The sequence below is a fragment of the Alteromonas naphthalenivorans genome (genome assembly GCF_000213655.1).
Taxonomy (GTDB): domain Bacteria; phylum Pseudomonadota; class Gammaproteobacteria; order Enterobacterales; family Alteromonadaceae; genus Alteromonas; species Alteromonas naphthalenivorans.
The window spans coordinates 1,264,853-1,289,805 of record NC_015554.1; the positions used below are offsets into that span (position 1 = coordinate 1,264,853).

20 protein-coding genes are annotated in these 24,953 nt (G+C 43.9%); 12 read left to right on the top strand and 8 right to left on the bottom strand.

Features of this window, described 5'->3' with window-relative positions; all coding sequences use genetic code 11:
- Positions 1-50: 50 nt before the first annotated feature.
- The 3 genes from AMBT_RS05435 (at position 51) to AMBT_RS05445 (ending at position 3,373) form a co-directional block, all read left to right on the top strand.
- A complete protein-coding gene (locus tag AMBT_RS05435) occupies positions 51-1,118 on the top strand; it encodes an MBL fold metallo-hydrolase (RefSeq protein ID WP_013783586.1) in 1,068 nt (355 codons plus the stop codon).
- A 100-nt stretch (positions 1,119-1,218) separates the two neighbouring features.
- On the top strand, positions 1,219-2,400 hold the full coding sequence (gene tsgA / locus AMBT_RS05440) for an MFS transporter TsgA (protein ID WP_041452496.1): 1,182 nt from the start codon (positions 1,219-1,221) through the stop codon (positions 2,398-2,400).
- Positions 2,401-2,410: 10 nt separating this feature from the next.
- Entirely contained in the window at positions 2,411-3,373 is a 963-nt protein-coding gene (locus tag AMBT_RS05445) for a nucleoside hydrolase (protein WP_013783588.1), read from the top strand.
- Between the two features lie 35 nt (positions 3,374-3,408).
- Here AMBT_RS05445 and AMBT_RS05450 read toward each other — a convergent pair whose 3' ends face one another.
- A complete protein-coding gene (locus tag AMBT_RS05450) occupies positions 3,409-4,818 on the bottom strand; it encodes an 8-oxoguanine deaminase (RefSeq protein WP_013783589.1) in 1,410 nt (469 codons plus the stop codon).
- Between the two features lie 279 nt (positions 4,819-5,097).
- Between AMBT_RS05450 and AMBT_RS05455 the strand changes: the two genes are divergently transcribed.
- Complete coding sequence (locus AMBT_RS05455; RefSeq protein WP_013783590.1) at positions 5,098-6,030, top strand: DHH family phosphoesterase; 933 nt, start codon at positions 5,098-5,100, stop codon at positions 6,028-6,030.
- A gap of 184 nt (positions 6,031-6,214) precedes the next feature.
- A complete protein-coding gene (locus AMBT_RS05460) occupies positions 6,215-6,886 on the top strand; it encodes a nitroreductase (RefSeq protein WP_013783591.1) in 672 nt (223 codons plus the stop codon).
- Positions 6,887-6,973: 87 nt separating this feature from the next.
- Here the strand turns inward: AMBT_RS05460 and AMBT_RS05465 are convergent, their stop codons facing one another.
- The 5 genes from AMBT_RS05465 to AMBT_RS05485 form a co-directional block, all read right to left on the bottom strand.
- Complete coding sequence (locus AMBT_RS05465; RefSeq protein WP_013783592.1) at positions 6,974-7,441, bottom strand: CreA family protein; 468 nt, start codon at positions 7,439-7,441, stop codon at positions 6,974-6,976.
- A gap of 160 nt (positions 7,442-7,601) precedes the next feature.
- On the bottom strand, positions 7,602-10,322 hold the full coding sequence (locus AMBT_RS05470; protein WP_013783593.1) for a M14 family zinc carboxypeptidase: 2,721 nt from the start codon (positions 10,320-10,322) through the stop codon (positions 7,602-7,604).
- A gap of 39 nt (positions 10,323-10,361) precedes the next feature.
- Positions 10,362-12,302: an FAD/NAD(P)-binding protein gene (locus tag AMBT_RS22845; protein ID WP_013783594.1), complete on the bottom strand. Its 1,941-nt coding sequence runs from the start codon at positions 12,300-12,302 to the stop codon at positions 10,362-10,364.
- 297 nt (positions 12,303-12,599) lie between these two features.
- On the bottom strand, positions 12,600-13,943 hold the full coding sequence (locus tag AMBT_RS05480) for a sensor histidine kinase (RefSeq protein WP_013783595.1): 1,344 nt from the start codon (positions 13,941-13,943) through the stop codon (positions 12,600-12,602).
- A gap of 8 nt (positions 13,944-13,951) precedes the next feature.
- Positions 13,952-14,665 carry a response regulator transcription factor gene (locus tag AMBT_RS05485; protein WP_013783596.1) on the bottom strand — a complete coding sequence of 238 codons (714 nt, stop codon included), beginning with the start codon at positions 14,663-14,665 and terminating at the stop codon, positions 13,952-13,954.
- Positions 14,666-14,833: 168 nt separating this feature from the next.
- Between AMBT_RS05485 and AMBT_RS05490 the strand changes: the two genes are divergently transcribed.
- A complete protein-coding gene (locus AMBT_RS05490; protein WP_013783597.1) occupies positions 14,834-15,286 on the top strand; it encodes a Spy/CpxP family protein refolding chaperone in 453 nt (150 codons plus the stop codon).
- Between the two features lie 115 nt (positions 15,287-15,401).
- Here AMBT_RS05490 and AMBT_RS05495 read toward each other — a convergent pair whose 3' ends face one another.
- A complete protein-coding gene (locus AMBT_RS05495) occupies positions 15,402-18,548 on the bottom strand; it encodes a ligand-binding sensor domain-containing diguanylate cyclase (RefSeq protein WP_148259079.1) in 3,147 nt (1,048 codons plus the stop codon).
- A gap of 386 nt (positions 18,549-18,934) precedes the next feature.
- On the opposite strand from AMBT_RS05495, the gene sodC reads away from it, so the two are divergent.
- Both sodC and AMBT_RS05505 read left to right on the top strand, forming a co-directional pair.
- Positions 18,935-19,480 carry a superoxide dismutase family protein gene (gene sodC / locus AMBT_RS05500; RefSeq protein ID WP_013783599.1) on the top strand — a complete coding sequence of 182 codons (546 nt, stop codon included), beginning with the start codon at positions 18,935-18,937 and terminating at the stop codon, positions 19,478-19,480.
- A gap of 191 nt (positions 19,481-19,671) precedes the next feature.
- Positions 19,672-20,175, top strand: coding sequence for a thioredoxin family protein (locus tag AMBT_RS05505; protein ID WP_013783600.1), 504 nt, complete (start codon positions 19,672-19,674; stop codon positions 20,173-20,175).
- Between the two features lie 125 nt (positions 20,176-20,300).
- On the opposite strand, the gene AMBT_RS05510 is transcribed toward AMBT_RS05505, so the two are convergent.
- Positions 20,301-20,729 carry an OsmC family protein gene (locus AMBT_RS05510; RefSeq protein WP_013783601.1) on the bottom strand — a complete coding sequence of 143 codons (429 nt, stop codon included), beginning with the start codon at positions 20,727-20,729 and terminating at the stop codon, positions 20,301-20,303.
- Between the two features lie 314 nt (positions 20,730-21,043).
- Between AMBT_RS05510 and msrA the strand changes: the two genes are divergently transcribed.
- From msrA to AMBT_RS05530, 4 genes are all read left to right on the top strand, one after another.
- Entirely contained in the window at positions 21,044-21,637 is a 594-nt protein-coding gene (gene msrA / locus AMBT_RS05515; protein ID WP_013783602.1) for a peptide-methionine (S)-S-oxide reductase MsrA, read from the top strand.
- Positions 21,638-21,824: 187 nt separating this feature from the next.
- The gene (locus AMBT_RS05520) at positions 21,825-22,613 is read left to right on the top strand and encodes a substrate-binding periplasmic protein (protein WP_013783603.1); all 789 of its coding nucleotides are present in this window, start codon (positions 21,825-21,827) and stop codon (positions 22,611-22,613) included.
- Between the two features lie 128 nt (positions 22,614-22,741).
- Complete coding sequence (gene mobA, locus AMBT_RS21865; protein WP_013783604.1) at positions 22,742-23,374, top strand: molybdenum cofactor guanylyltransferase; 633 nt, start codon at positions 22,742-22,744, stop codon at positions 23,372-23,374.
- A 180-nt stretch (positions 23,375-23,554) separates the two neighbouring features.
- Positions 23,555-24,877 (top strand): beta-propeller fold lactonase family protein, encoded by a 1,323-nt coding sequence (locus AMBT_RS05530; RefSeq protein ID WP_013783605.1) that lies wholly within the window; start codon positions 23,555-23,557, stop codon positions 24,875-24,877.
- The last annotated feature ends 76 nt before the right edge of the window (positions 24,878-24,953 follow it).

Below are 24,953 nucleotides of genomic sequence, written 5' to 3' on the forward strand. Positions count from 1 at the left end.
TGCAGTTTGAAATGACTCGCTAAAATTAAACATCTAGATTTGGAAAATACGTGAAATTCATTAGTACTTTACTGCTTGTTTTAATAGTAAGCGGCTGTCAGGCTCATCAAAATGCGCAAGAACACAGTCAAAACCAAAACCAAAACCTAAAGCAGGCTCAGCAAGACATTCAAACATCAATAAGTACTGTGTCACCGGCTTTTGAACTTATTACCTTAGGTGACACGGGCGGTATTGAAGATGGAAACCTAAGTTCGTTTTTATTGCGCAGCATACAAGACGAGAACTTTATTAGCTTAGACGCAGGCTCTTTAGTGAACGGCATTAACGTGGCGCTCGAAAACAATGCTTTTGATAGCTTAACTACCACACCAGATCCTGCGTTAAACCCAAACGGTAATATTCTGCATCATCATGTGAAAGCCTACTTGCTTAGCCATGGGCACCTTGATCACGTTGCTGGGCTTTTGATTGCATCCCCTGATGACAGCAGCAAGCCTATTTATGCGCTTTCGTCAGTAAACCAAACCATGAGCGATACTTATTTTAATTGGCAGGCATGGGCTAATTTTACCAACCGTGGCATCGCGCCAAAGTTAAATAAGTACGATGTTATCGACTTAGCGCTCGAGGAACCGGTAGAAATTAAAGATACGGCCCTTACGGTAACGCCGTTCAGCTTAAGCCATCCGTTAGAGTCCACCGCATTTGTGATTGAGCACAATAACGATATGTTTGTGTATTTTGGTGATACCGGGCCAGATGAAGTAGAAAAGCAAGGAAAGCTAGATGCAGTGTGGCGTTATCTCGCAAAGCAAATGCAGCATAAAACCCTTCGAGGTATTTCCATTGAAGTCTCGTTCGACAACACACGGCCTGACAATCTGTTATTTGGCCACCTTACGCCTAAATGGTTGATGCAAGAGCTCACCAAGTTTCATGGGTTGGTGGAAGACAAAGAACAACTTAGCAATATGAAGGTTATCATCAGCCACATAAAATACAGCTTGAAGAGAGGCACAGATCCGCGAGCTGTTATTGCACAAGAATTAGAAAGTGCGAATGCACTAGGCTTTAACTTTATATTAGCGAAACAAGGGCAAGTGTTAGCGTTATAAAATGATTTTTTGACTAAATGGTCAATATTTTTATGCAGAGCATTGTTGTTTCAGTGCTAACTCGGTATAAAAGAGTATTACTTGCACCTAGGTCTAAGAATTGAATCGACTTTTACTTACCGCAATAGCGTTCGTTAGTTACATGATAATGTCGGGGTTACTCACTCAAATTGGCGTTATTTTGAATGCTGTATCGTCTTCGCTGAATGCCACGCCGGCAGCAACCGTTGGCGTGTTTTCTTGGCTAACTGGGGGTGCGCTGTGCGGTACATTCGCATCACTATTCTTGTACGCTCGCCATTCACTGAAGCAAGTACTCATTGCTAATTACACGCTGTTTTTGGCGATTATGCTGGTATTGGTCGTGGTAGCGCCTACTACCTATTGGCCGCTTGCAATATTGCTTTGGGGGCTTGGAGTAGGCTGTGGTTGTGGCCTTGCTGGTGGGGCGGTTGTTTTATCCAAGACTTATCATGAAGCAAAAAGAGCTTCGGCATTTTTAGCCACCGACTGCGCGTTCAGTGCCGCGGGGTTTATCTTTCCCTCTTTAGCCGCCGTAATCATTGCCGCTCAAATAGATTGGGTTTATAGCTATGGCGCTGTGGGGGCGTTGGCACTAGTACTTTGGGCAACCTTATTTTTTGTTCGCTTTCCTGCCACTGAGGCCGACGATACTAATGCGGCATCGGCATTGTCACAATTTAAAAGGGTATTAACCCCTCGGGTGTGTTTAATTGCCTTGGGCGTTTGTGCTTATTTAATTGCCCAAACTACTTTTCTTACTTGGTCTCCAAATTACTTACAACACACGTTCGGGGTAAGCGAAAAAGTATCGGCGCAGGCCGTTGGAAATTATTGGGGTATGTCTATTTTCGGACTAATTACCGCCGCTATTTTCGTGAATAAAATTCCGCAGCGCTCGTTATTGATGTTGGTAACCGTGTTAGCAAGCCTGATCACTTTCACATTTATGCTAGCTTCCTCTGCGGAATGGTTTTTATTTACTAGCTACCTATTTGGGTTTACCACAACCTGCATATATAAAATTGCGATATCTGTTGGTTCTCAGCAACTAGCGCCAGCGCCCGCCGTGCTCGTCACCTTTTTGTTATTTAGTGGCAATGTAGGCAGCACAATTGCACCCATTTTATCTGGTTGGGTGGTGCAGTTATTTGGCGTACAAAGCGCAATTATTATGACATGGGTTGGCTATACCTTTGTGGCGCTTGTGTTTGGTTTTTGTTTATTGTTGGAAAAACGTGAGCTGCGTGCCCACGCGTAAGGAATTAAAAATGGAAAAGATTATTTTTGATACCGACCCAGGTATTGATGACGCTATGGCGATTTTATTTGCCCAGGCAAGTGCCGATATTGATTTGCTGGCTATTACAACCGGCTTCGGTAATGCGAATATCGACACCGCCACGCGTAATGCCTTGTACCTTAAAAATCGCTTTAATTTAAGCGCAGATGTGGCCCGTGGTGCAAAAGAGCCGTTAGTTATCCCGGTAGATGAGCCTGCCGATTTTGTTCATGGTGATAACGGCTTGGGTAACGTTGATATTGATGAAACTGACTTACCAAGCGAAGTGTCACTTGCCGCTCACGATTACATTATCGAAAAGGTGAAAGCCAGCCCCGGTGAAATTACGTTAGTAGCGGTAGGGCGTATGACTAACTTAGCGCTGGCACTTCGAAAATGCCCTGAAATTATTAATTTAGTGAAGCGTGTGGTGATTATGGGCGGTGCGTTTGGTTACCATGGTAATACAGGCAACGTGACCCCATATGCCGAAGCCAATATTATAGGCGACCCGCATGCCGCAGACGAAGTGCTTACCGCTGACTGGCCGGTAACCGTAGTAGGGCTAGATGTCACTAAAAAGGTGATAATGAGTAACGATTACTTGGCACGCCTTGCTGAGTGTTCGCCTACATATGGACCTTTTATTTATGACATCACCCGTTTTTACGCTAACTTTCATCAACAAACAGACCAAGTTGATGGCATATACGTACACGACTCATCAGCCATTATGCAGGTGATAGCACCAGAGCTTTTTGAAACTGTTGAAGGGCCTATTCGTGTGATCACAGAAGGCCCTGCCATAGGCCATACTATGCAAAAAACGGTAGCAAAGCGTTTTCCTATCGATGAATGGGCAGATTGTCCAGCGCAATCGGTTTGTTCAGACGTGGATGTAGATGCTTATTTGGCTAAGTATAAAGACATACTTAGCCAAGCCGGCTTTTGATTAACGGGTTGCTAAGTTACTAATAAGTTTCTAGATTAACTAACGAGTTGCGCCGCCACTGCCCGGTGGCGCGCCATTAGGGTTTGGGTATCTAACCCAATAATTTGCCCTTCTTTTACCCGCCATTTTCCGCCAATCATTACCTGTTCGGCTTTATCTGCGCCACATAGTAGCAGCGCAGAGATAGGGTCGTGACTGCCACTAAAACGTAGCTCATCGAGTTTGAAAAAGGCCAGGTCGGCTTGTTTGCCCACCGCTATTTCACCTATGTCACTACGGCCTATAAGCGATGCAGAACCTTTAGTCGCCCAGCCTAGAATTAATTCTGGGGTAATTTTCGCTGCACCATATTTTAAGCGCTGTAAGTAAAGTGCTTGGCGGGCTTCATACATCATGTTCGATGCATCGTTAGAGGCAGAGCCATCTACGCCTAAGCCAATAGGCGAACCGGCTTCAATCAGTTCAAGGGTAGGGCACATGCCAGAGGCCAAGCGCATGTTTGAAACCGGACAATGCGTTATGCCTGTACCGGCCGCACCCAAGCGGCGAATTTCATCTTCGTTAAAATGAATACCATGAGCTAACCATGTTCTATCGCTTAACCAGCCCACACTTTCTAGATAATCGACGGTGCGCATGCCAAACATCTTTAAACAGAAATCTTCTTCATCTAGCGTTTCAGCTAAATGGGTGTGTAAACGCACGTCTTCATCTTTCGCCAGTTGTGCGCTGTCGGCCATAATTTCTCGAGTAACAGAGAATGGAGAGCAAGGTGCTAAGGCTATTTGCATCCACGCGCCTTCACCACGCTCATGGTAGGTGTTTATTAGCCGTTGACTGTCTTTTAGTATTGCATCACCACTTTGCACGGTGTGCCTAGGGGGCAGGCCACCTTCATCTTCACCCAAGCTCATTGAACCGCGAGTAAGCAGGGCGCGCATGCCCATACGTTTTACTGAGTCTACTTGTACGTCTATGGCATCTTCCATGCCGGTAGGGAATAAATAGTGGTGGTCGGTCGTGGTAGTACATCCAGACAGTAACAATTCAGCTAATGCTACATCGCAGGCTAGCGACAACGCATTGGGGGTAAGTTTTGCCCAAACCGGATATAAGGTTTTAAGCCAGGGAAATAACGGCTGATTAACCACAGGCGCCCATGCGCGGGTGAGGGTTTGATAAAAGTGATGGTGCGTATTAATTAGCCCAGGAAGCATCACCAATTGAGAGGCATCTTCTGTTTCATCAATAGGCGTTACAGGTGCTTGACCAGCACCAACAAGCTCAACGATTTTGCTGCCTTGCACCACAATGCCGCCTGCGGCATCGAGATCGTTGCCCGTAAAAACGGCTTGCGGGTTTTTAATCCAGAGTGTTTTTGATGTAGATGAAGGCTTATCTTGAGGTTTATTTTGAGGCTTAAACAAGGGCGATAATTCAGACATAACTTGGCTCCATAAAATAATAAAATTAAAGATGCCAGCTCAGTTATGCCCTGTCTGCTGATCCAGGGAGCGTTTGTTTTACAAGTCTTTGCTAATTAACACTGCTAATAAACAAAGACTATCAACGATTAACGCAATGTAGGATTGTAATGCTAATGCATTTTAGACTCGATTTAAAGCGCTTCTACGAAGGGAGGATTGTACTGTTGTGGTATTACGCTAAACTTCATTTTAGCAGTTACACTAAAAGCAGCAGCTTAATGAAGAAATGGAAACCACATGCCTGACAATAAATTTAGACTAGTTACTCGAAGCGACTTTGATGGATTAGTTTGTGCGGTTCTTTTGAAAGATTTAGATCTCATCGATGATATTTTATTTGTGCACCCTAAAGATATGCAAGATGGCAAAATAGATATTACTGAGAATGACATAACCACTAACCTGCCTTATGTGGCGGGCTGTCATATTGCGTTTGATCATCATCTTAGTGAAACAGTTCGAAACGCGAGTGATATTAAAAACCATGTTATCGACCCTGATGCGCCTTCAGCGGCTCGCGTGGTATACGACTATTATGGCGGCGCAGAAAAGTTTCCCAATATCTCTGTTGATATGATGGAAGCCGTAGATAAAGGAGATGCCGCGCAATTTTCCGAAGAAGAAATACTAGAGCCAACCGATTGGGTATTGATGAACTTCATTATGGATGCCCGAACTGGTTTGGGGCGTTTCCGTGATTTCAAAATCTCGAACTATCAGTTAATGATGAAATTAATTGATGCATGTAAAGACAAGAGCATTGAAGAAATTTTGGAAATGGAAGATGTTGCCGAGCGAGTAGCTTTGTATCACGAGCACAATGAGCTAGCGAAAGTGCAATTGGCCAAATGTGCAACCGTTCACAAGAACCTTGTGGTGCTCGATTTAACCGAAGAAGAAACCATTTACGCGACTAACCGTTTTGTGATTTATGCGATGTATTCCGATTGCAATATCTCAATTCACAAAATGTGGGGTCTTAAAAAGCAAAATGTGGTTTTCGCTATTGGTAAATCAATCACCAACCGCAGTTCAAACACGAACGTAGGTGAACTATGCCTTAAGTATGGCGGTGGTGGCCACTTGAACGCTGGTACGTGCCAAGTAGAAACCAGTAGAGCGGAAGCTGTTTTAGACGAGATAATTGACACTATCACTTCAGATGGTTAATCCATACCAATAAAAGCACGGTGGGGGTGTTGTTGAAATCATTGGCAACACCCTGACTTCCCCCTCGAATACATATCTATAAAAACAAACAATCCAATATCTGGTTAGCGCTTATTGCATACCCATCTAGCTGTGTTTACTCTATTTTAACAATTGAGTGTAATGACTGAGATAGGAAGTAAGTATGAATTTTGCTGAATTTGCTGCATCACGTAAAAGTGTACGTGGTTTTACGAAACAAGCTGTCACTAAAGAAACCGTGGATGCCATTATTAACGCAGCGAAATGGGCTCCTTCGTCTTACAACACCCAAACGTGGAAAATACATGCAGTGGCGGGTGATGTGCTTGATAAAATTCGTGAAGGTAATACTGAAAGAACATTAGCCGGTACGCCGTACGTAAGAGACTTCCCTTACAAAGAAGACTATGACGGCGTTCATAAGCAACGTCAGCGTGATGTTGCCATGCAGCTATTCGATGTAATGGGCATAGCCAGAGAAGACAAAGAAAAACGTATGGATTGGATGATGCGCGGTTTTAGGCAGTTTGATGCGCCCGTGTCATTGGTATTAACTTACGATAAAGCGCTAGAGCCTGCGGGCATTACACAATTTGGTTTAGGCTCTTTAGCTTACGGTATTGTATTAGCAGCTTGGGATTTAGGGCTTGGTTGCGTAATTAACGGCCAAGGTATTATGCAGTCTGATGTAGTGCATGAACATGCGCAAATACCAGACTCTGAAGCCATTATGATTTGTATTGCGCTAGGGTACCCAGATGAAAACTTTGCTGCTAACCAGGTAAGGTCGGTACGTGCCGACAACGAAGAATTCGTCACGTACCACGGTTTTTAGTTCTAAATTAAACGTAAATTACGTCTCTAGCTAATTTTTTGACGGCTGGCAATTGACGGCTAGCAATTGTTGGTAGGTAATCGGCGGTTAATCTTCGTTAGTAATCACACCGTAGGCCGCCGTTCCCCATAAAGGCACTGTCGATAAGCTATGTTTATAACTTCCTGATGTTTCTTTTGTAGAATACGAAAGATACATCAAGGTTTGTGACTTGGCGTCGAATATGCGTCTCACTTTCATGTTCTTAAAGAAAATGCTCTTCGATTTTCTGAATATGATGTCGCCCGAATCGGATTTGTCGATATCTCTTAGCATTTGTGCGGTAATTTCACCGGTTTGACGACAAGCTATAGAGCTATCGGAAGGGTCTGACACATCTAAGTTCGCTTCAATACTAGAGATATGGCAAGTCACGCCTGTTACGATAGGGTCTTGCATAGCGTCTAACTTAATATCCTTTGTGGTGAATACGCCTAACGACACATCTCCTACTTCGTTATCGGTACATGCTGTTATGCTCATCGCAGCTAGAAGTGCTAACGCTATTTTTTTCACGATTTATATCCTTAAACGCTTAATTCGTTAACGGGGCGCTAAGCTGATTAATGCCGCCAGCGCCCACCGTAATAATGACTACGTTAAATATACCGAAGTGGTGCATTGAACGTAACCGCCATTACTATTTTCCGTATTATTTCCCGTATTGCCTTGCGTATTATCTGGCGGCCTTAGTATGGGCAGAGGCACTAAATATGCTGTTAAACAACATGATATTTAATCCGTCTACATACGCCCTAGTAGTTTGCTCGTAAGGAAATGCTATCACCATTCCCATGCCCTGAGGCTGGTGAATAATGAAAGGCTTATAGGCCAGCTGTTCTTTGTTTTCTTGCCACATATAACCGCTAGCAAGCACTTCATCTTTGCCCTTAAACCAGGCTAAGTTTTTGCCAGAAGCAAGGCGTATAGGGGTATAAATATCTTTACCTCTTACTAAACCAACTACATTTTCTGGAACACCAGCGGTTAGCCAATGTTCTTGATCAACGCTGACATTAGCTAAAATTCCTGCTAAGTCGTCTGGGCTCTCTTCCATATTTTCGCTGTCCTTTACCATCTCATCAAAGCTATCATATGCTTTACCAGCTACCATGGCTTTAGACGAACCTTCAGATGCTTTTTTATCTTGCTGTTCTTTTACTGCCAGTTCTCGTTTCACGTCCAGTAGTTCAACATCCGGATCCGCAGCAAATTGGTTAGCACCACCTAGGGTAATTAACACGCCGCCAGATTTTACCCACTGTTTTAAGTTTTCGCCGCCAGCTTTGCCTAGCGCGTTTTTGTATTTCCCTGCAGGTAGTATGAGTACTTGATAATTGCTTAAATCGGCCTTCACCAAATTACGAGTGCGAATAGCGGTAACCGGATAATTAAACGCTTGTTCTATCACAAACCGAGTATTGCCTGCGCTTAATGCTGACGTAGGAGTGTCCCACGCTATCGCAACATTTGGGGCTTTAAGAACAAAGGCTTCGCCACTACCAAAGCTAGGTCCATCTGTAACCCAGCTGGTATCAACACCTTGCACGAGGGCACCGGTTTGTTGGGCTATAAACTGAACTTTAGTGGCAACATCTTCAATGTGTTTATTGGCCAAAACTTCAATCACTAAACTTCCTGCAGGGTAGCGGGCGTTATTGTCTAGTGTGAAGGCTCTGTCGAGTGTTTTTATTGCAATGCCTTGTTGTAGAGCGGCAGTTAAAAACCGACCTGCTGCCATGTCGCCCCAAGGCACGATAAACGCTACAGAGGCGTTGGGGTTGGTAACTTCGCCCTTTAAGGTATCTGTAAGTTTGACTAAGCGATGATCGCCCGAAACCGCCTTACCACAGGTTTGAACGTCAACGTTGTACATCAAAGGAAGTGACCAACCGGTTACATCATATATTTGATCTTTAAGTTTTCGTTCTCGTCTGCGCTCTTGTTCACTTAAAAACGACTCACTCATGTTAACTTGCTGTGTGAAGGTCGTTTTAACTAGTTTTCCTCGAGGTTGCGCACTATCAATAAAGTAGCTGCCAGCCTCATATGTATTCCCGCACACTTTTACTTTGCTAGAGGTTTGAAACACGTCTACGCCGTGTTCGGTCATTAATTTTGCCAGTTTAAAGTTTCCTGCTCGGTCGCGCTGGTTAGGCAGAATATAAACTCGTTCTTTTTTATCAGACTTGCCGGCCTCTATGGCATCAATTTGATATTGGTAGTAATCCCTGAGGTATTTTTGGCGATTATCGGCCACCGATTCAGCGGTTGAAAGTGATGCGATGAAGTGTTTGAACACGGTATCTTCGTAAGTAAACGTAGTGCCGTTTAATCGCTTAAATTTCTCGCCACTGGCAGAGGCTACTTCATACGTTGATGTGGCCGCACCGGTAAACGTTGGCCAACTTACCCCGTAGCCGGGATAGAATGAATCAAAAATCTCACGGGTAAAGTAATCGATACCGTTCTTATCGAAGTGCTTGGCATTGTTACGACCGATAGTGTCAATGTTATCTTTTTGCGCTTGCGAGAGGTTTGGCGTAACAGGTTGTGCTGAAGGGGCAAAGTAGTAGCTCTTGTCTCCTCGCATTTCGTGTAAATCTACCACCACAATAGGGTGGTATTTATTGATACTGGCAATACGGCCTTTGGTTTCAGGTTGTGTTATTGGCAGCCAATCTCTGTTCAAGTCAAAAAGATAATGATTAGTTCGGCCATTTGGCCAAGGTTCATTGTGCTCTGCTGATAGCCTATCATCGCTGTGCATTATGCCAACGGTAGAGTAGTAGTGCGCGATGAAACGGCTGCGACCATCTGGGTTTTGAAGCGGGTCGATAAATACCAGATTATTTTCCATGATGTTATCGACAGACGCATCGCCTGTGCCCGCAAGTAAGTGATACGCCGTCATCATGGCCGCATCTGTACTGCTTATTTCATTGCCATGGACTCCGTATTGAAGCCATACAGAGCCTGGTAGTGATTCAATCAGGGAATTAGCTTTACTCGATTTGATATTGCGAGGGTCAGACAAGGCCTGCATATCACGTGTGAACTGGGTTAAGTTAGCAATATTCTGCTCATTGCCAATAACCGCATAAATCAATTTACGGCCTTCCCAACTTTCCCCGTATTCAAATAGCTTGATGCGCGTTGGCTGGGCATCTTGAAGCGCTTCAAAGTAGCGAAGCATGTCAGCATGGCTACTTATACGCTGGCCAATTTTGTAACCTAATTCAGCTTCAACACTGGGAATAGTATTATTGTAATTAACCTGCGGCCAGTTCGCAGAGAACCCTTGATCTGCTTGTGCTTCTGTTTTTGCATAAATTGCGCCGCTGGACCCAAGTAGTGTGGTGAGTATGACTGATTTTATTATTCTTTTAAAAAACATTGATTTCCCTTGTTGAATGAAGCGATGATTTCTACATTATTATTGTTCTTTAGATTCCCCAAGTTTAGTGACAATTAGCTCTGCCACCTGGTCACAAAAATCGAAACCTGAATAGTCTGGGTTGAACCCACTAATATACGGCACAGCCATAACAAAGTAGCGCTCGTTAAGACTACCGTTGGCTAAAATGGGTTGAAAGTCATCGTTAATAGCAAAACCACCTGTTTCTAAATAGTATTCGTTGTCGGAGCCTTTGCATACGCTATTAGGGGTCTCTACTAGATGCTTTTTACCTTGATACTTATCTTTAAACCTCACTTTAGCGACTAATGGCTCGGCACCTGCAAACATAGATTTAAAAGGGAATGCGTCTATTGGCAGTGACTTCTGCCCAGTGCAATCGATAAAAGTTTTATATGTGTTTACAGTAGGCTTATTGTCCTCGTCTTTAAAATGAAATTGAAAATCGCCATCACCTTCAATTTCTAAGCGGCTGCTGCTATCAACAGCAATGATATCGAGTACGCCGCTATCGTGCAGGGCAAGTAACTGGGCCGCGGACGATTGCGGAATATTCGCAATCATAAGGCCAATAAGAGGCAGAAGGTGATTGCGTAGTCGTAGGGTATCTTCTGCACTAAAGTACTTAGCTGGGTGGTTTATCGTGAAGCTTAATAATGCGAGGGCTTCTTTCCATTGCAATGTGCTCTGTTGTTTAATCGACTGCTCGGCTTGCAGGTACTCAATTTTAAATAAGGTGAAGGGCTCATACGCTTTACGAGAATCAAGCATCCATTGGCAAAACGACTCTATGTTTTTGTTCGCTATTTTTTGATAAAAAACAGTGTCCAGTTTATTTAATGCCGCTTTGAAGTTTCGCTCAAAAATAAAATCTAAACTTAAGAAACCATCGTTATCAGCCCTATGTTGAGCAATTTCTTGCTCGCTTAGCATGCCTTCATCAGACACTAGCGGGTCGTCTAAGTGAAAGCGAATATTCGGCAGTAAACCCTCTAACGAGTGCATGATTATCTTGAAATCTGGTACGTCGTCGAATAAACGATATTTTAGTTGGTTATCAGTTTGATAAAATTCGCCATTAGCTTCGCTTAACGTACGTATTGCATCAATAGCGGTAAGGGAACTGCCTTTAAGCGCTATTGTATGGTTATATTTTTGCTGCAACTTAGTGGGCGGGTAGGGAGAATCAAAATATCCTTTTACTTTGCCTTCGTGGGTTTTGGGCCAAATGTGACCAGTGCAGATCACCACTTTATCAAATCCGGTTACCCATCCGTTGTCAGTTAATATATTGATACCAGTGTGGCTCTCGCTGGTTACCGGCTCAGGGCTGGTTTGACGCTCAGGGCTGCTTCCACGCTCAGGGCTGCTTCCACGCTCAGGGCTGCTTCCACGCTCAGGGCTGTGATTACGCTCAAGGCTATTATTGCGCTCAAGGCTGCCTAAACGCTCAGGGCTATTATTACGCTCAAGGCTGTTTTCATCTGCAGTGCTGGGTTTAATGTCCAAAACGTTGCACTGAAGATGCACGTTCACGTGTATCCCTGCTGCACGGCATCTGCCAATTAATTCACAAAATTGGGCCTGTAAATATTCTCCAAAGAGCAATCGGGGCACCACGTGTTTTTCATGCAGTTTAGTTTTTTCAATTTGATATTTCGCGAGGTACTCTGTGCTTTGCTGACGCAACCATTCAAGCAGGGTTTCATCAAACGGAGCCAATTCATCAGATGAAATATTGGTAATATGTTCCCACGACGCTCCATCTTTACTGTAAGGCATGCCTTTGCCTAGGGCGGTATTTCGCTCAAAGATATCGAAGGTTAAGTGAGGCGATGCTCTGCCAGTTACACTATCGTTATCATCCAGTTGCTTGCCACAAAAACACAATGCTTTTTTAAGAATAGAAAGGGCGCTGGGGCCGCCACCAATTAACGCAATCCTTGTTTTTGTCATCATCATCCTACCCTTAGTAAAGCACGAAAAAAGCACGCTATTTATTAGAAACGTATTATCTCCACGGTGTTGTCGAGCCTGTATTTCAAGCACCTAACGCAGGCTATTCACATTGGCAAACACGGGGAATAAGTTAGCTAGTCATCATAAATAAGCAGGTTATATGCCTTATTTTCAAGCTGCACTGTACTGACTTTTAACTCGGCTGTAGGGGGGCGGTTAAAAAGTACTGATTTATATCAGGGTTGAATCTGGTTTCAAGGTTCTATATTGAATAGTCGGAGGATGTTACGTGGTGGATTACTGATTTATCGGCAACGCAATTTCAACCCGTAAACCACCATCGGCAGGGCGAGTCATTTGTAATCTTCCACTATGTTTTTCAATGGCTTTTTTCGCAATGCTCAGCCCTAGTCCGAATCCTGATGTATGCATTTGGTTGCCTGCACGGTAGAAAGGTTGAAGCAACTTTTCTATTTCCTCACTATCAACACCAGGACCATGGTCGCGCACGGTAATTACAGCCGTGTTACTCCGTTTTTCCGTGCTCACCTCAACCAATTCACCGCGAGATGAATATTTACAGGCATTGCCAATAATGTTTTCCAGTGCCTGATGAAGGGCTTCTGCATAACCTGAAATTGTTACATTAGGCTCGCAGTTAAGGGTTAGTGGAATGCCCGGGTAATGCACTGCCATATCATCGGCTATACGTTCACACAGGGCGTTAATATCGCACGCTTCTGGGGTTGGGTTACCTTTTTCTAACTTTGAATAATCCAAAATCTGTTGAATAAGTGCATCCATACGAACGCAATCATTATGAATTTGCTTTACGTGACGACTATCTGGCGTGTGCTGCTCAATAATGGCTGCTGATGCTTGCAAACGAGCCAGCGGCGCGCGAAGTTCATGAGAAACATCATGCAGCAGTTGTTGCTGATTGGTGGCAGCTTGATGCGTTTTATTGACCATAAAGCTAATATCGGCGGCTAAGTCGCCCAGTTCATCACCACGAGTCAGAATGGCGTTAGGCAGCGTAGCAACTTCTTGTTGGTCGGCATAACGGCGACTAAACGCACCTAAGAAGTTAATAGGGCGTACGATCCCCCAACTTAATAGCGCACTGACAATAGCAGAGGCAATAAAGATAAAAACGAACTGCAATGATTGAAACCGGTAAAGTACTTGTTTATAGATGCGAGGCGCCTCTGGCAATCGGGTTTCAACGCGATAGGGTAGTGCCGATAGACCATATACTAATTTTACTGTGCGATCCCTTTGAGGCACCTTGTTCATACGATAGTGATAGATGGTTCTACCCGTGTTGTCTGATATCTGCATAGCAATGAGATCGCTACGATGTCTGACATTATGGCTTATCCAGTCTTTTATCTTGCCTTTGGGTACGTTCCCGCTAGCTAAGTCTTGCTCATAACGCCATACAATGCGCTCGGCTTGGCTAATTACACCATTAAAGTAACGCTGACTATATTCATCAGACGTGTATTTGCTAACCAGTACATATCCCGTGGCAGTCATCACGAGTAAGCTAGCTACCCAGAATGTAAGGAATATTCGCCAAAACAGGCGTTTAATCCCAAACGTCTGTTTTATTGAATGCCAAACCTCTGAATGCTTCATGCTATACCTTACTGTTGTGCTGGTGGGGTTAGCATTTGATAACCCACACCACGAACCGACTTAATCACGTCGTTTATACCTACCGCAGTCAGCTTCTGGCGTATTCGGCTTACGTGTACATCCATGGCACGGTCATAAGCTTCAAGCGGCCGATTAAGCACTTCTTCTGTCATTTCTTGTTTTGTGATGGTTTGCCCAACGCGTTCCATTAACAAGCTTAGCGCATTGAACTCTGCGCCCGTTAAAGGCAGGGGAGTGTTATCGACAAGCGCCGTTCTCGCGCCGCTATCAAGCACAATGCCGTGAAGTTCAGCATGCACAACCGTTTGGGTTGGCGCATTGCCATTTTGGGTCCGGCGTATAATGGCGCGAATACGCGCGCCAAGTTCCCGCGGGTTACAAGGCTTCGCTAGGTAATCGTCGGCGCCCATTTCTAAGCCAAGAATTCTATCTATGTCATCACCACGACCGGTAAGCATAAGAATAGGCGTCTGTTTTTTAGCGCGCACATTTCGCAACACATCTAGGCCTGACATACCGGGCATCATAATATCTAACACTACCGTATCGAACTCATCGCTTTGCAATAAGCGGGCAACGGCGGCATCGCCACTATTTAAGGTTTCAACTGCAAAGCCGTCGGTTTGCAGGAATTCACTGAGTAGCGCGCAAAGTTCTGCGTCGTCATCTACCAGTAAGATTTTGTATTTTTCATTTTCCATAAAATAGAGATTAACCGTTTTATTTTGAGGACTTTTCAACTTTACCGAACTTTACACTAGCTTAACCCTACTTATCGAATCGTTTATGCATACTTAGCTCCGTTGATGAAACAAAACGTTTCCCCCATGTCATGCAGCATCATGACCAAAACAAGTAGGAATATTAAGATGAAAAAATTAATTGCCGGTGTTTTATTGAGTGCATGTATCGCCACGACTGCTTATGCAGGTGGTAAACATTCTGATGACCGTAAAGGTCCTGACTTCTTCCCCATACACAAAATGACGAAAGTGCTAGATTTAACTGACGAGCAGCAAGATGCGCTAAAAGCACTGAAGGCCGAACTTAAAGCGGAGCGCAAAGCAAACCGCCCAGAGAAAGGCAGCGAAGATTCGTTTAGAGCGCAATTTAAGGCACTCGATCCGTCAGACGCTAATTACGAGCAAGACCTAAATGAACTTGCAAACCTAAAAGCCGAAAAAGCGAAAGCACGTTTCCTTAAAATGGCCGATGTACGTGTCAAAGTAAGCGAAATTCTAACCGACGAACAGCTAGAAAAGTTCGAATCGATGAAAGAAAAGCGTGGCAAGCGCGGCGACAAGCGAGAAAGAAACAGTTAGTCGTAACATAGACAATTGTTTTTAATAAAAGCCCCCGCAGTTGGAAAGCCCAACGAGCGGGGGCTTTTTCGTTGACGGCTTTCTATATTCAGTAAAATAAAACTCGGTGTTTTTATTATTGCAGTGTCGTAGGTTGTTGAACTTGCGCGTAGGTGAAAATAGATGAAGGCGCGTTGGCAACCTTTTCTAGTGCCTTTCGGTCTGTGCTTGATGGAATAGACGTTAAGCCCATCCATGTGTTGCGGCGATTATTTTTCGCGCCATAAAGCGCAGTATCAGCAAAGCCTATTGTGGTTTGCCAATCAAAAATATCATAATGCTGTTGAGAAAGCGGGTAAGCCGCATAGCCAATTGAACAGGTAACATGCCTTTGTGTACCTTCTGAAAGTTGGAACGCACGTGAACCTACAATATCCACTACTCGCTCAGCCATCACATAGGCATCTTCTCTAGGGGTGTTATGGACGACGACAAGAAACTCTTCACCTCCCCAGCGTATAAGGTAATCAGTTTCACGAAATATATGCTTTAAGCGATTTTGTGTTTCTACTAAAACCTTATCACCAGCCTGGTGTCCATAAGTATCGTTGATGTTTTTAAAGTCGTCTAAATCGATAACGAAGAACAGTATATCGTGCTGGTTTTTGGGAATAGAATAGGTTTGTGCACAGTTTTCGTAATAACGCTGCACGAGAGCAATGTCGCGCTCAATGCGTTGTGCTAAATAGCGTCTGTTGTGTAACCCGGTCAGGGGGTCAGTCAAGCTAGCCTCTTTCAGCGCAGTGGCTTGCTCTTTTAGTTGTTTATTCGCGGCCAACAATTCAGCCGTTCTCGCGTTTACGAGCTTTTTTAAAAATGCCTGACGTTGTCTATGGTGTCTTACTCCCAATAAATGACCTAGGTAGACGGCGATACATAAAAATACAATAGCCACAAATTTTGCTAGCAGGGTTTGATACCACGCTGGCATAACAAGTAACTGCCGATGCAATGCATTTTTTTCCCACAAGATCCCATCGTAAGAGTACTCAATTTGCAAAGTATAGTCGCCAGGTTGTGGCATAGTAATAACGGCTAAACGTTGCTCAGCATTTGCCTGAACCCAGTTTCCATCCAATCCTAATACGCGATAGCGATAGTGGGTATGTTCAGGGGTAAGATAATCAAGCGCGGCAAATTCGAAAGTAAGTCGTTTTGCTAACGGAGGAACGGTTAAATCAGTCGCAGTTAGCCCCAGTGATTCAATGCTATCGTCCTGATTAACCAACGTTATATCAGTAAGCACTATGGGAACAGTCGGCCTCGAAAACGTAAAATTAGCACTGTCAATAATGGTTAAGCCGTTAACGCCCCCAAAAACAATGTCGTTCTCACCTGTCGTTGTCGCCGCTGAATGTGCATAAGGCGCATTGGCCATACTTGGTGCGGTAGCTGCGCGGGTGACATCAAAGGTATAGCGGTTTATTGCCGCAATGCCTCGAGTCGTACTCACCCAAATATGATCTGCATTTTCACCTGCGATAGCAGCAATATTATTGCCAGGTAAGCCATTAGCGCTCTCTATTTGAATCCAATCAGCTTGTTGAGGTTTAACAAATACACCTGCAGAGCCCGTTCCGACCCAAAGGTAACCTTTTTCGTCAACGAATAAACTTGATATATATTGTTGTTTTAAAATGGGGTGAGTAATTTGGGTTGTCGCTAAATTGATAGTTTGGCCCATGTGAATATCGCCCTTTACCAATCCTTGCCACGTGCCAATCCATAAGCGACTTTCATCAATGGCCAATGAGGCGATACGTCTCTCGTTAATACTGTTAGCAAATTCGATTTGTTTTTCTGTACCCTTGTGTCGCACCCATAAGCCGTCTGTGCCGCCTAGCCACAAACTCGTCTCGGTCGATAAAAAAGCAGTGGTAAATGTTGAAGGTTTACGTATACCGACTGCCAGTGGAAAGTTTTGTTTAGTGGCAGAGTCAATTTTCACTGTTGCAAAGTTGCTTGAAGCATATACATCTCCATCTTTAGCGGCATGTAAGGTTTCTACGGGATTTTCTGATGTTTCCCACAGCTGCCCTGTTTTGCCATTTATAGGAGATAGTATTTCGATTCCGGCGTTACCCGTGCCCACTAAAAGTTCGCCATCATGAGACTGCACCGAATGTACCTTTCGGTTACCCAAGCTTTTATCAATATTTGCACCACCAAAAATGTTAATTATCGATTGGTTATTGGCATCAAAAATGTTCAGGCTGTGCCCAGCGCCAATCCATACTAGCCCCTTGCTATCGGTAAAGGTAGACCAAACATTGTCGTCAGCAAGCGAGGCAGGTTGCAGTGGATTGTGCGAAAACTGGCGGATTTCATGAGTCTTAATATTCACTTCTATTAAGCCTTGGCCAAAAGTGCCAAGCAGCACCAAATCAGGTTTGATTTCGCTCATTGTGAAAAGCCAAGGCGATGTCGTGTTACCTAACGCGAATTGGCGAAACGGTGCATCGTCATTTTTGACAAACAAGCCTTTGTCGGCAGTACCTACCACGAGGGAGCCTGAAGCGGTCGAAAGAATACTACTGATACGAGGTTGCTTATAACTGCCAACTTCTACCAGTTGAGGAGAATGTTCTATGCCGCTAGTGGCGATATGAACAAGCGGGAAATGAAACAATCCTTGTTCAGAGCCAACCCACAACTGCTGCTTGTTATCTACATGAAGTGCGTGGATCCTCGCTCTATTAGGCAGTTCAAACCCCAATAGTTTTTTCGTTGTATCATTAAAAATGAACAAGGCTCTATCTGATGTAAACGCAAAAATTTTATTCTTGGCAACCGAGGTGACGTTAAGGTGAAGGATTGAAACTTTCGAAAGTAAACTTTCTTCATAAGCAATGAGTTGAAGTTTTTCTTGGTGTAAACGGTAAAGGCCTTGTTGAGTGCCTACCCATACTTCACCATTGTCTGTAGCAAAGGTGGCTTGAATTTGCGGCGAAGGCGTATCGCTTTGCTTATTTTCAAATGTTACCGCTTTCAATGACTGGGAATCCCACCGCCATAATCCTTTGGAATCAACCAACCAAATAAACCCGTCTTTAGTTTCCAATACCGAAAGGATAGGGCCGTCAATGAGTGAGGTCTCGGCTAGAGGCGTATAAAACGTAGGCTGATGAAGCGTATGCCAGCTGGTGGTAGCTAACACGGGGATACAGAAGAACAATGACAGCACCGATAAAGCGCGACACAAATTATAAACTCTAGTTAACAAAGTAGCGCACCACGTTAATCGTTACTATTAACCCAATGCATAGTGATGCACTAAATCATTTTTGTATCTTGAGAATAAAGCGTTGTTATTCGTGTTGCAACGAGAAAGAAGCGGTAACAGGGTTAACGAAGGCTACATTGAATAGGCGCTGGTTTGCGTAAAGATTACACATCATCCGTTAAATCGTTACACCTGTTCAAAGGTAGCGGTAATGTTTAAATATTCGAAATCCTATTAATTTATATATTTCATGTGGTTATAGCTAGTTAAGCACTAGTGGTGCAAATTATGCTCCTCTTAAAAATAAGTCGTAATGCACGCTCGTCTAACAATTACACGTTTACGGGTTTCAGTCATACGAATTTTAAGCAGAGAAGGAGAACGCTATGAAAAAGCTTACATTAACCGCCATGGTGGGTGCAGTCTCACTAGCCTTGAGCGCAAGTAGTTTCGCCGGTCATCATGAGGATGAAGGGAAAAAGATTATGATGAATAATCTTAAAACAGGCGAAGCTATCGGTAGCGTAATGGTAAGTAGCTACGATGATGATGGTGTGGTCTTTACACCGAAGTTATCAGGGCTTACACCAGGTATTCACGGTTTTCATGTACATGAAAACGGCGATTGTTCAGCAGCGATGAAAGATGGCAAAAAAGTGTTAGGCGGTGCTGCGGGTGGGCATTTCGACCCTGAAAATACGGGTAGTCACAGTGTACCTTGGTCTGAAGAAGGTCATGAAGGTGATTTACCAACTTTGTATGTTGACGAAAATGGTAATGCCACACAGCCTGTTTTCGCACCAGAATTAGAGCTTGAAGACATCGAAGGGCGCGCCATTATGATTCATGCCGGTGGCGATAATTACTCAGATTCTCCGGCCAAACTTGGCGGTGGCGGCGAGCGAGTGGCTTGCGGTGTAATCGTTAAATAGCGTACTGAAACTGGTATTATCATTTAATAATATTGTTAATTAAAGCGGCAGAAATGCCGCTTTTTTTGTGTTTGGGCTCTAGCAAAAGTTTAAGACGGCAAGCTTGAAAAGGGAAAGTTGGAGATCAGCAGACTTGCGTTTTACTTCAATGCATTATTGAATACGGCTATACGCTGTTAAGGAGAGATAATGTGTTTACAGATAAGTTCATGTCTAGTGTGCTAAAGCCAATATTAGCTGTATTAATAGTGATGGTCTCAACCAATGCTATGAGTGCAGATGACATTCCAGATGTTGTGGGGGAAATGAGTGGTGAAGCATTGCTTGCCCAGTATCCCGCCTTTATGGATGAATATAAGTCGTATCAACCTAGCGCCGCTGAGATTAAAGCAGTATCTGCTATAGACGACGATACGCTACTCATACTGTTTGGCGCATGGTGCCATGACAGTGAAAGGGAAGTGCCCCGACTTTTAAAAACACTAGATGCTAGTGGGTTAGATGTGCCTCAATTTACTTTATTCGCCGTGGATAGGAAAAAGAGCGATCCGGAAGGGGTGGCAGAAAAGCACAAGCTCAAATATACGCCTACCTTCATATTAATGCGCGATGGTGAAGAAATAGGGCGAGTGGTAGAGCGTGCAGAAACCAGTTTAACCCAAGATTTACAGGCGTTAGCGGCAGCGGCGGAGTGAAATAGCGGATAAAGAAGCGGCAGGCCTTCGTTAGCCTGCTGACTAATCCGCTATATTATTTTCAATAACCTAATTCAAGTGCTTAGCCCTGAAGCTACAATTTACTAGCGGCTTAAAAAAGACGACTACTTCAACGTGTATTCAAGGGTGATTTTCGTGTCTAAAAGCTGCGAAACTGGGCAGTTATCTTTTGCTTCCTGAGCAATTTTAGCAAATTCATCTTCGGTAATACCTTCAACGCTAGCTTCTAGGCTTAACGCTGACTGGCTAATTTCATAACCATCGTCTGTCTTATCTAAACTGATTTTAGCGGTAGTATTTAACTCTCCGTCATCATAGCCTGCGCCCGATAATGCAAAAGATAAGGCCATGGTGAAACAGCTAGCATGCGCTGCACCTATGAGTTCTTCGGGGTTGGTACCTTTGCCATCTTCAAATCGTGTATTAAATCCGTAGGGTTGATTAGATAATGCGCCCGTTTCGGTAGAAATACTGCCTTTGCCTTGTTTGCCTAAAGGTTTGTATGCCGCACTGCCTGATTTAACTATGCTCATTTGCTATTTCCTTACGTTTTTGACCAAACTGGTTTTACAGTTTGAAGTTTAAAAACGTAACGATGCAAGTGCTCTGCCGTTGTTACTCATTTTCTGCAAGACAATGCCATGCGGGCGATAGCGTCAAATTGATGATAGTAAGCGCCACTGGCGTAGTACGTTAATGGTGGTGTCATCACGTGTAGGTTACAGGGCTAAATGAAAATTTTACCTGCAATTATAATGAGACTGAAAATGAAAGTTTCTTAGGCTTAATCCGTTCTGTATTAGTGAACCGTATATTTTGTCTTCGATAATTAATTTTAAGGTTATTAATGAAAGCTTTTTTGCCCGCATTATTGTTAAGCACGTTTATCGCTGCCCCAATTGCCACTGCTGAGGAGACTGTTCTGGCTGGTGGATGTTTCTGGTGTATGGAATCTGATTTTGAAAAATTAGAGGGCGTAACCGATGTGGTCTCGGGTTTTACCGGAGGAACCGTGCCCAACCCTACTTATAACGGTAACCACAAAGGGCATTATGAAGCGGTGAAGATAACCTACGACGAAAGCAAAGTGTCGTATCGAGAAATACTCGACCACTACTGGGTGAATATCGACCCCTTCGATGCAAGAGGGCAATTTTGTGATAAAGGCCCCAGTTATTTGAGTGCCGTGTTTGTGGCTAATGAAGAAGAACGAGCCATTGCGCAAGACACTAAAAATGCGGTAAAAGCGCAATTTCCAAATCAAACAGTGGTTACACCTATTTTAGATTCATCAACGTTTTATCCTATTAAAGGTGATGAGATAGGCCATCAGGATTTTTATAAGAAAAGCCCTGTGCGTTATAAGCTTTACCGCTGGAACTGTGGTCGCGATCAGCGCTTAGAAGAGATTTGGGGTGAGAAAGCGATGGGTAAGTCTTAGCAGTTTTCCTGTTGTCATCAATATTATGCAATGCTGCTGGTAACTTAAACACAGGTCTGCTTTGTGCGGCATTGCTGAGTTTTTATTTTTATCACGTTATTTTTTCTTTATAGTTAATTCAAAGTATATGTAGTCGTTGTTTAACCCTAAGTAGCGATGAAATAATCAAAACGGCTGGAAGTAGTACATGAAAAAGTGCGGTGTAGTAGGGCTTATCTTCCTGTGTTTGGGATTTTTACCTTACTTTAGTGTGGCTGCACAAAAGCAAAATCCGCTGCCGTTAGATAGCGATACGCTGTTAACTACAGGTGCAAGCTACTTCCCCTATGTTGATAAAAATGCGCTAGACGGTGGTTGGTCTGTTTCCTTAGTAAAAGCTGTCTTCAAGCATATGAATACTCCCATATATATAGACGTTTTACCGTGGCAGCGCGGTTATAAATGGGCGCTTGAGGGTAAGTATCAAGGCACGTTTCCTTATGTTTATACCGACGAGCGAGCTAAGTCATTTATTTACTCTAAACAAATTAATTCAATTCCCGTACGTATTTATACCTCAAAAGAAATGACAGTGAATACATTGGCTGATGTGACAGGGGCTCGCCTGTGTTTGCCCTATGGCCATAGCTTGAGTCGTGAGCAGGCGGCGTTTATCAAAGCTTATAAACTTTCTGTTCAACGAGCGGTTGATGCAGGAGGGTGTATTGTTCAAGTATCAAAAGGGTGGGGCGAAGTAGGCTTTACCAATGGCTACCTGCAAGGAGACCATAATTCAGCGCTCTTTGAGGTATTGGACAATGTTAATATTATCGACATTCCTGTAGCGACTATTCCGCTCTATTACATTGTTTCTAGAGAGCTTGAAAATGCACAAGCGCACATCGATAAATTTAATGCGGCATTAGCGTTTATTGAACAGTCCGGCGAGCGCCGCCAAATAGATGCGCGGTTTGAAACAATAGCCAATCAAAACTAGCGCCGGTTGAAAATGCTTTGAGTCTTTAAGCGTTATCACTTCGCTTAATATATCTGATTATGCCCATGCTAATTGCGTGATAAGGTTGTCGAGGTTGTGGTTAGAGTAGTAAAAGGAAAGGGAGTGATATGATCATCGATGGTGTAGTACTAGCAGGTGGGCTTTCAAGTCGAATGGGCGAAGACAAGGCGCTTTTGAAACGAGATGAGCGCGATATGCTTACTTACACAGCGGATTTAGTTTCTTCATTACCTGTTAAACGTTTATTGATTAGTCGAAATGAAGCCAGCAGCGCTAGTTTTCAGCCTAATGATGCTAATCGCTACGCTCATAATTCCGCTTATAATTGTGCTCATAAATTTGAGGTGTTCAATGATGTAGTCGCCGATATTGGGCCTCTGGGCGGAATATATTCTGTTGCTATTCAAAGCAAAGCTGATGCATTGATTATCACGCCCGTCGATTTGCCTTTATTGCGCACAGAAGATTTAGAGCAGCTTGTTAACGAAGGCACCAGTGCGAAACGACCCGCGTATTTTTCTCACCACTATTTACCCTTGTATTTGCCGTTGACTACAGAGGTTCGTCAGTACCTTGATGATGTGGTTAAAGGCAAAGTTCCCCAACGCTCAGTTAATACAATGTGTACAAATTTTGGTGCAATTGAAGTAACACCTAAAAATAATTCGCGACTGACTAATGTGAATACACCAGCACAGTGGGATGCCGCAAAAAAATTGCTATCACTGGCCGGAAATTAACGACACTTTAACGAACATGACGTACTTGTTAGTGTGTTTAATGATCAGTTGGCTTATGATTTAAACGTTTATTATCAGAGTGCTTGTAACTAGCGAGCTTGTGCTAGAGCGCTAGTTAGACAAGTTTATCAATACACCAAATTAAATATTGCTCGTTCAATACTCTTAAGGGTTAACACAATGCTTAGTATCTCTTTACCGCGCGCTAAATCTTTTATGAAGATAACTGGCTTGTGCATTAGCAGCGTCGTTGTTTCTTTCTCGGTGAGTGCCGCAAGTGCCGCAAGTGCCGCCAGTGCTGAAGACACCAAGGGCCAAACTAGCGTTAAAAAACAAGCCTTAACGAATAGTCAATTTCATCAGGAATTACCACCATCCAGTTTGGTAAACGTTGAGCGTTACCCTGAAGCAAATGTTACCCACCCAGTACCTCAATTTAATGTGGATGCTAGCTGGCCTACAATGCCGAAAACGATGATAATTGGCCAAGTACCAGGGTTGTCTGTAGATAAAAACGATAACGTATGGTTGCTACACCGCCCAAATTCACTAAGTAAACTCGATGTGGGGCTTACCAACAATATGGGGCTATGCTGTGAAGCAGCTCCTCATGTTTTACAATTTTCCCCACAAGGTGACTTATTAAATGCGTGGGGCGGACCTGAAACCTCACCTTCAATAAACGGCGAAAACCAGTGGCCAGCAACTGTCCATGGATTATATGTGGATGATGAGAACACGGTATGGTTAGGTGGAAATGGTGATGGTGACCACGTAGTGCTTAACTTTACTGAAAAAGGCGAATTCATTCGCCAGTTTGGTACCCGCGGAAAGACCGATGGTAACTTAAGTAAATCAACGTTAGGCAATCCTGCCGATATTTTTCATAACACCCAAACCAATAAAGTTTTTATTGCCGACGGATACATTAATAAGCGCGTGACAGCGTTTAACACAGATGCCAACGAGTTTGACCAATTATGGGGGGCATACGGCACTGCACCTGGCGGCGGCACGCGAGAAGGCGCATTCGATGTTTCTCAAGCCACAGCGAATGCCGGAGCTACTAGTACACAAGCGCAAAATTTTGGTGATATTGTGCATTGTGTTACCCAAGCAACTGACGGCAGAATATATGTGTGCGACAGACGGAATAATCGAATTCAAGTATTCAAAGCTGATGAGAGCGGTACGGTTAATTTCGTGCAAGACGTGATAGTCGCTGGCGAAACCGGCGGCTTAGGGACAGCTTCTGATATCGCGTTTTCGCCCGATAATAAATACATGTACGTGGCCGATATGATGAATGGCCGCATTTGGATTTTATTACACGAGAACTATCAAGTATTGGGCAGTTTTGGCCGTCCTGGTCGCTACCCAGGTCAGTTTACTTGGCTGCATAGTGTGGTAGCTGACAGCGAGGGTAACCTGTACACCTCGGAAGTCAGTACCGGTCGACGAGTGCAAAAGTTTGTATTAACAGGCTTTGAGACTAATCAATAGCGCTAGGTCCAAGCATTGGGCCCAAGCGTTGGACGCAAGCGTTGGGCACTAGCGTAGGACATAATCGCTAAGCCAG

What these genes read in the sequence shown, in the direction of transcription:
- AMBT_RS05445 (WP_013783588.1), top strand. Translation starts at nt 2,411, where the DNA reads ATGGAAAAGATTATTTTTGATACCGACCCAGGTATTGATGACGCTATG.
- AMBT_RS05450 (WP_013783589.1), bottom strand. Translation starts at nt 4,818, where the DNA reads ATGTCTGAATTATCGCCCTTGTTTAAGCCTCAAAATAAACCTCAAGAT.
- AMBT_RS05455 (WP_013783590.1), top strand. Translation starts at nt 5,098, where the DNA reads ATGCCTGACAATAAATTTAGACTAGTTACTCGAAGCGACTTTGATGGA.
- AMBT_RS05460 (WP_013783591.1), top strand. Translation starts at nt 6,215, where the DNA reads ATGAATTTTGCTGAATTTGCTGCATCACGTAAAAGTGTACGTGGTTTT.
- AMBT_RS05470 (WP_013783593.1), bottom strand. Translation starts at nt 10,322, where the DNA reads ATGTTTTTTAAAAGAATAATAAAATCAGTCATACTCACCACACTACTT.
- AMBT_RS22845 (WP_013783594.1), bottom strand. Translation starts at nt 12,302, where the DNA reads ATGATGACAAAAACAAGGATTGCGTTAATTGGTGGCGGCCCCAGCGCC.
- AMBT_RS05480 (WP_013783595.1), bottom strand. Translation starts at nt 13,943, where the DNA reads ATGAAGCATTCAGAGGTTTGGCATTCAATAAAACAGACGTTTGGGATT.
- AMBT_RS05485 (WP_013783596.1), bottom strand. Translation starts at nt 14,665, where the DNA reads ATGGAAAATGAAAAATACAAAATCTTACTGGTAGATGACGACGCAGAA.
- AMBT_RS05490 (WP_013783597.1), top strand. Translation starts at nt 14,834, where the DNA reads ATGAAAAAATTAATTGCCGGTGTTTTATTGAGTGCATGTATCGCCACG.
- sodC (WP_013783599.1), top strand. Translation starts at nt 18,935, where the DNA reads ATGAAAAAGCTTACATTAACCGCCATGGTGGGTGCAGTCTCACTAGCC.
- AMBT_RS05510 (WP_013783601.1), bottom strand. Translation starts at nt 20,729, where the DNA reads ATGAGCATAGTTAAATCAGGCAGTGCGGCATACAAACCTTTAGGCAAA.
- msrA (WP_013783602.1), top strand. Translation starts at nt 21,044, where the DNA reads ATGAAAGCTTTTTTGCCCGCATTATTGTTAAGCACGTTTATCGCTGCC.
- AMBT_RS05520 (WP_013783603.1), top strand. Translation starts at nt 21,825, where the DNA reads ATGAAAAAGTGCGGTGTAGTAGGGCTTATCTTCCTGTGTTTGGGATTT.
- mobA (WP_013783604.1), top strand. Translation starts at nt 22,742, where the DNA reads ATGATCATCGATGGTGTAGTACTAGCAGGTGGGCTTTCAAGTCGAATG.
- AMBT_RS05530 (WP_013783605.1), top strand. Translation starts at nt 23,555, where the DNA reads ATGCTTAGTATCTCTTTACCGCGCGCTAAATCTTTTATGAAGATAACT.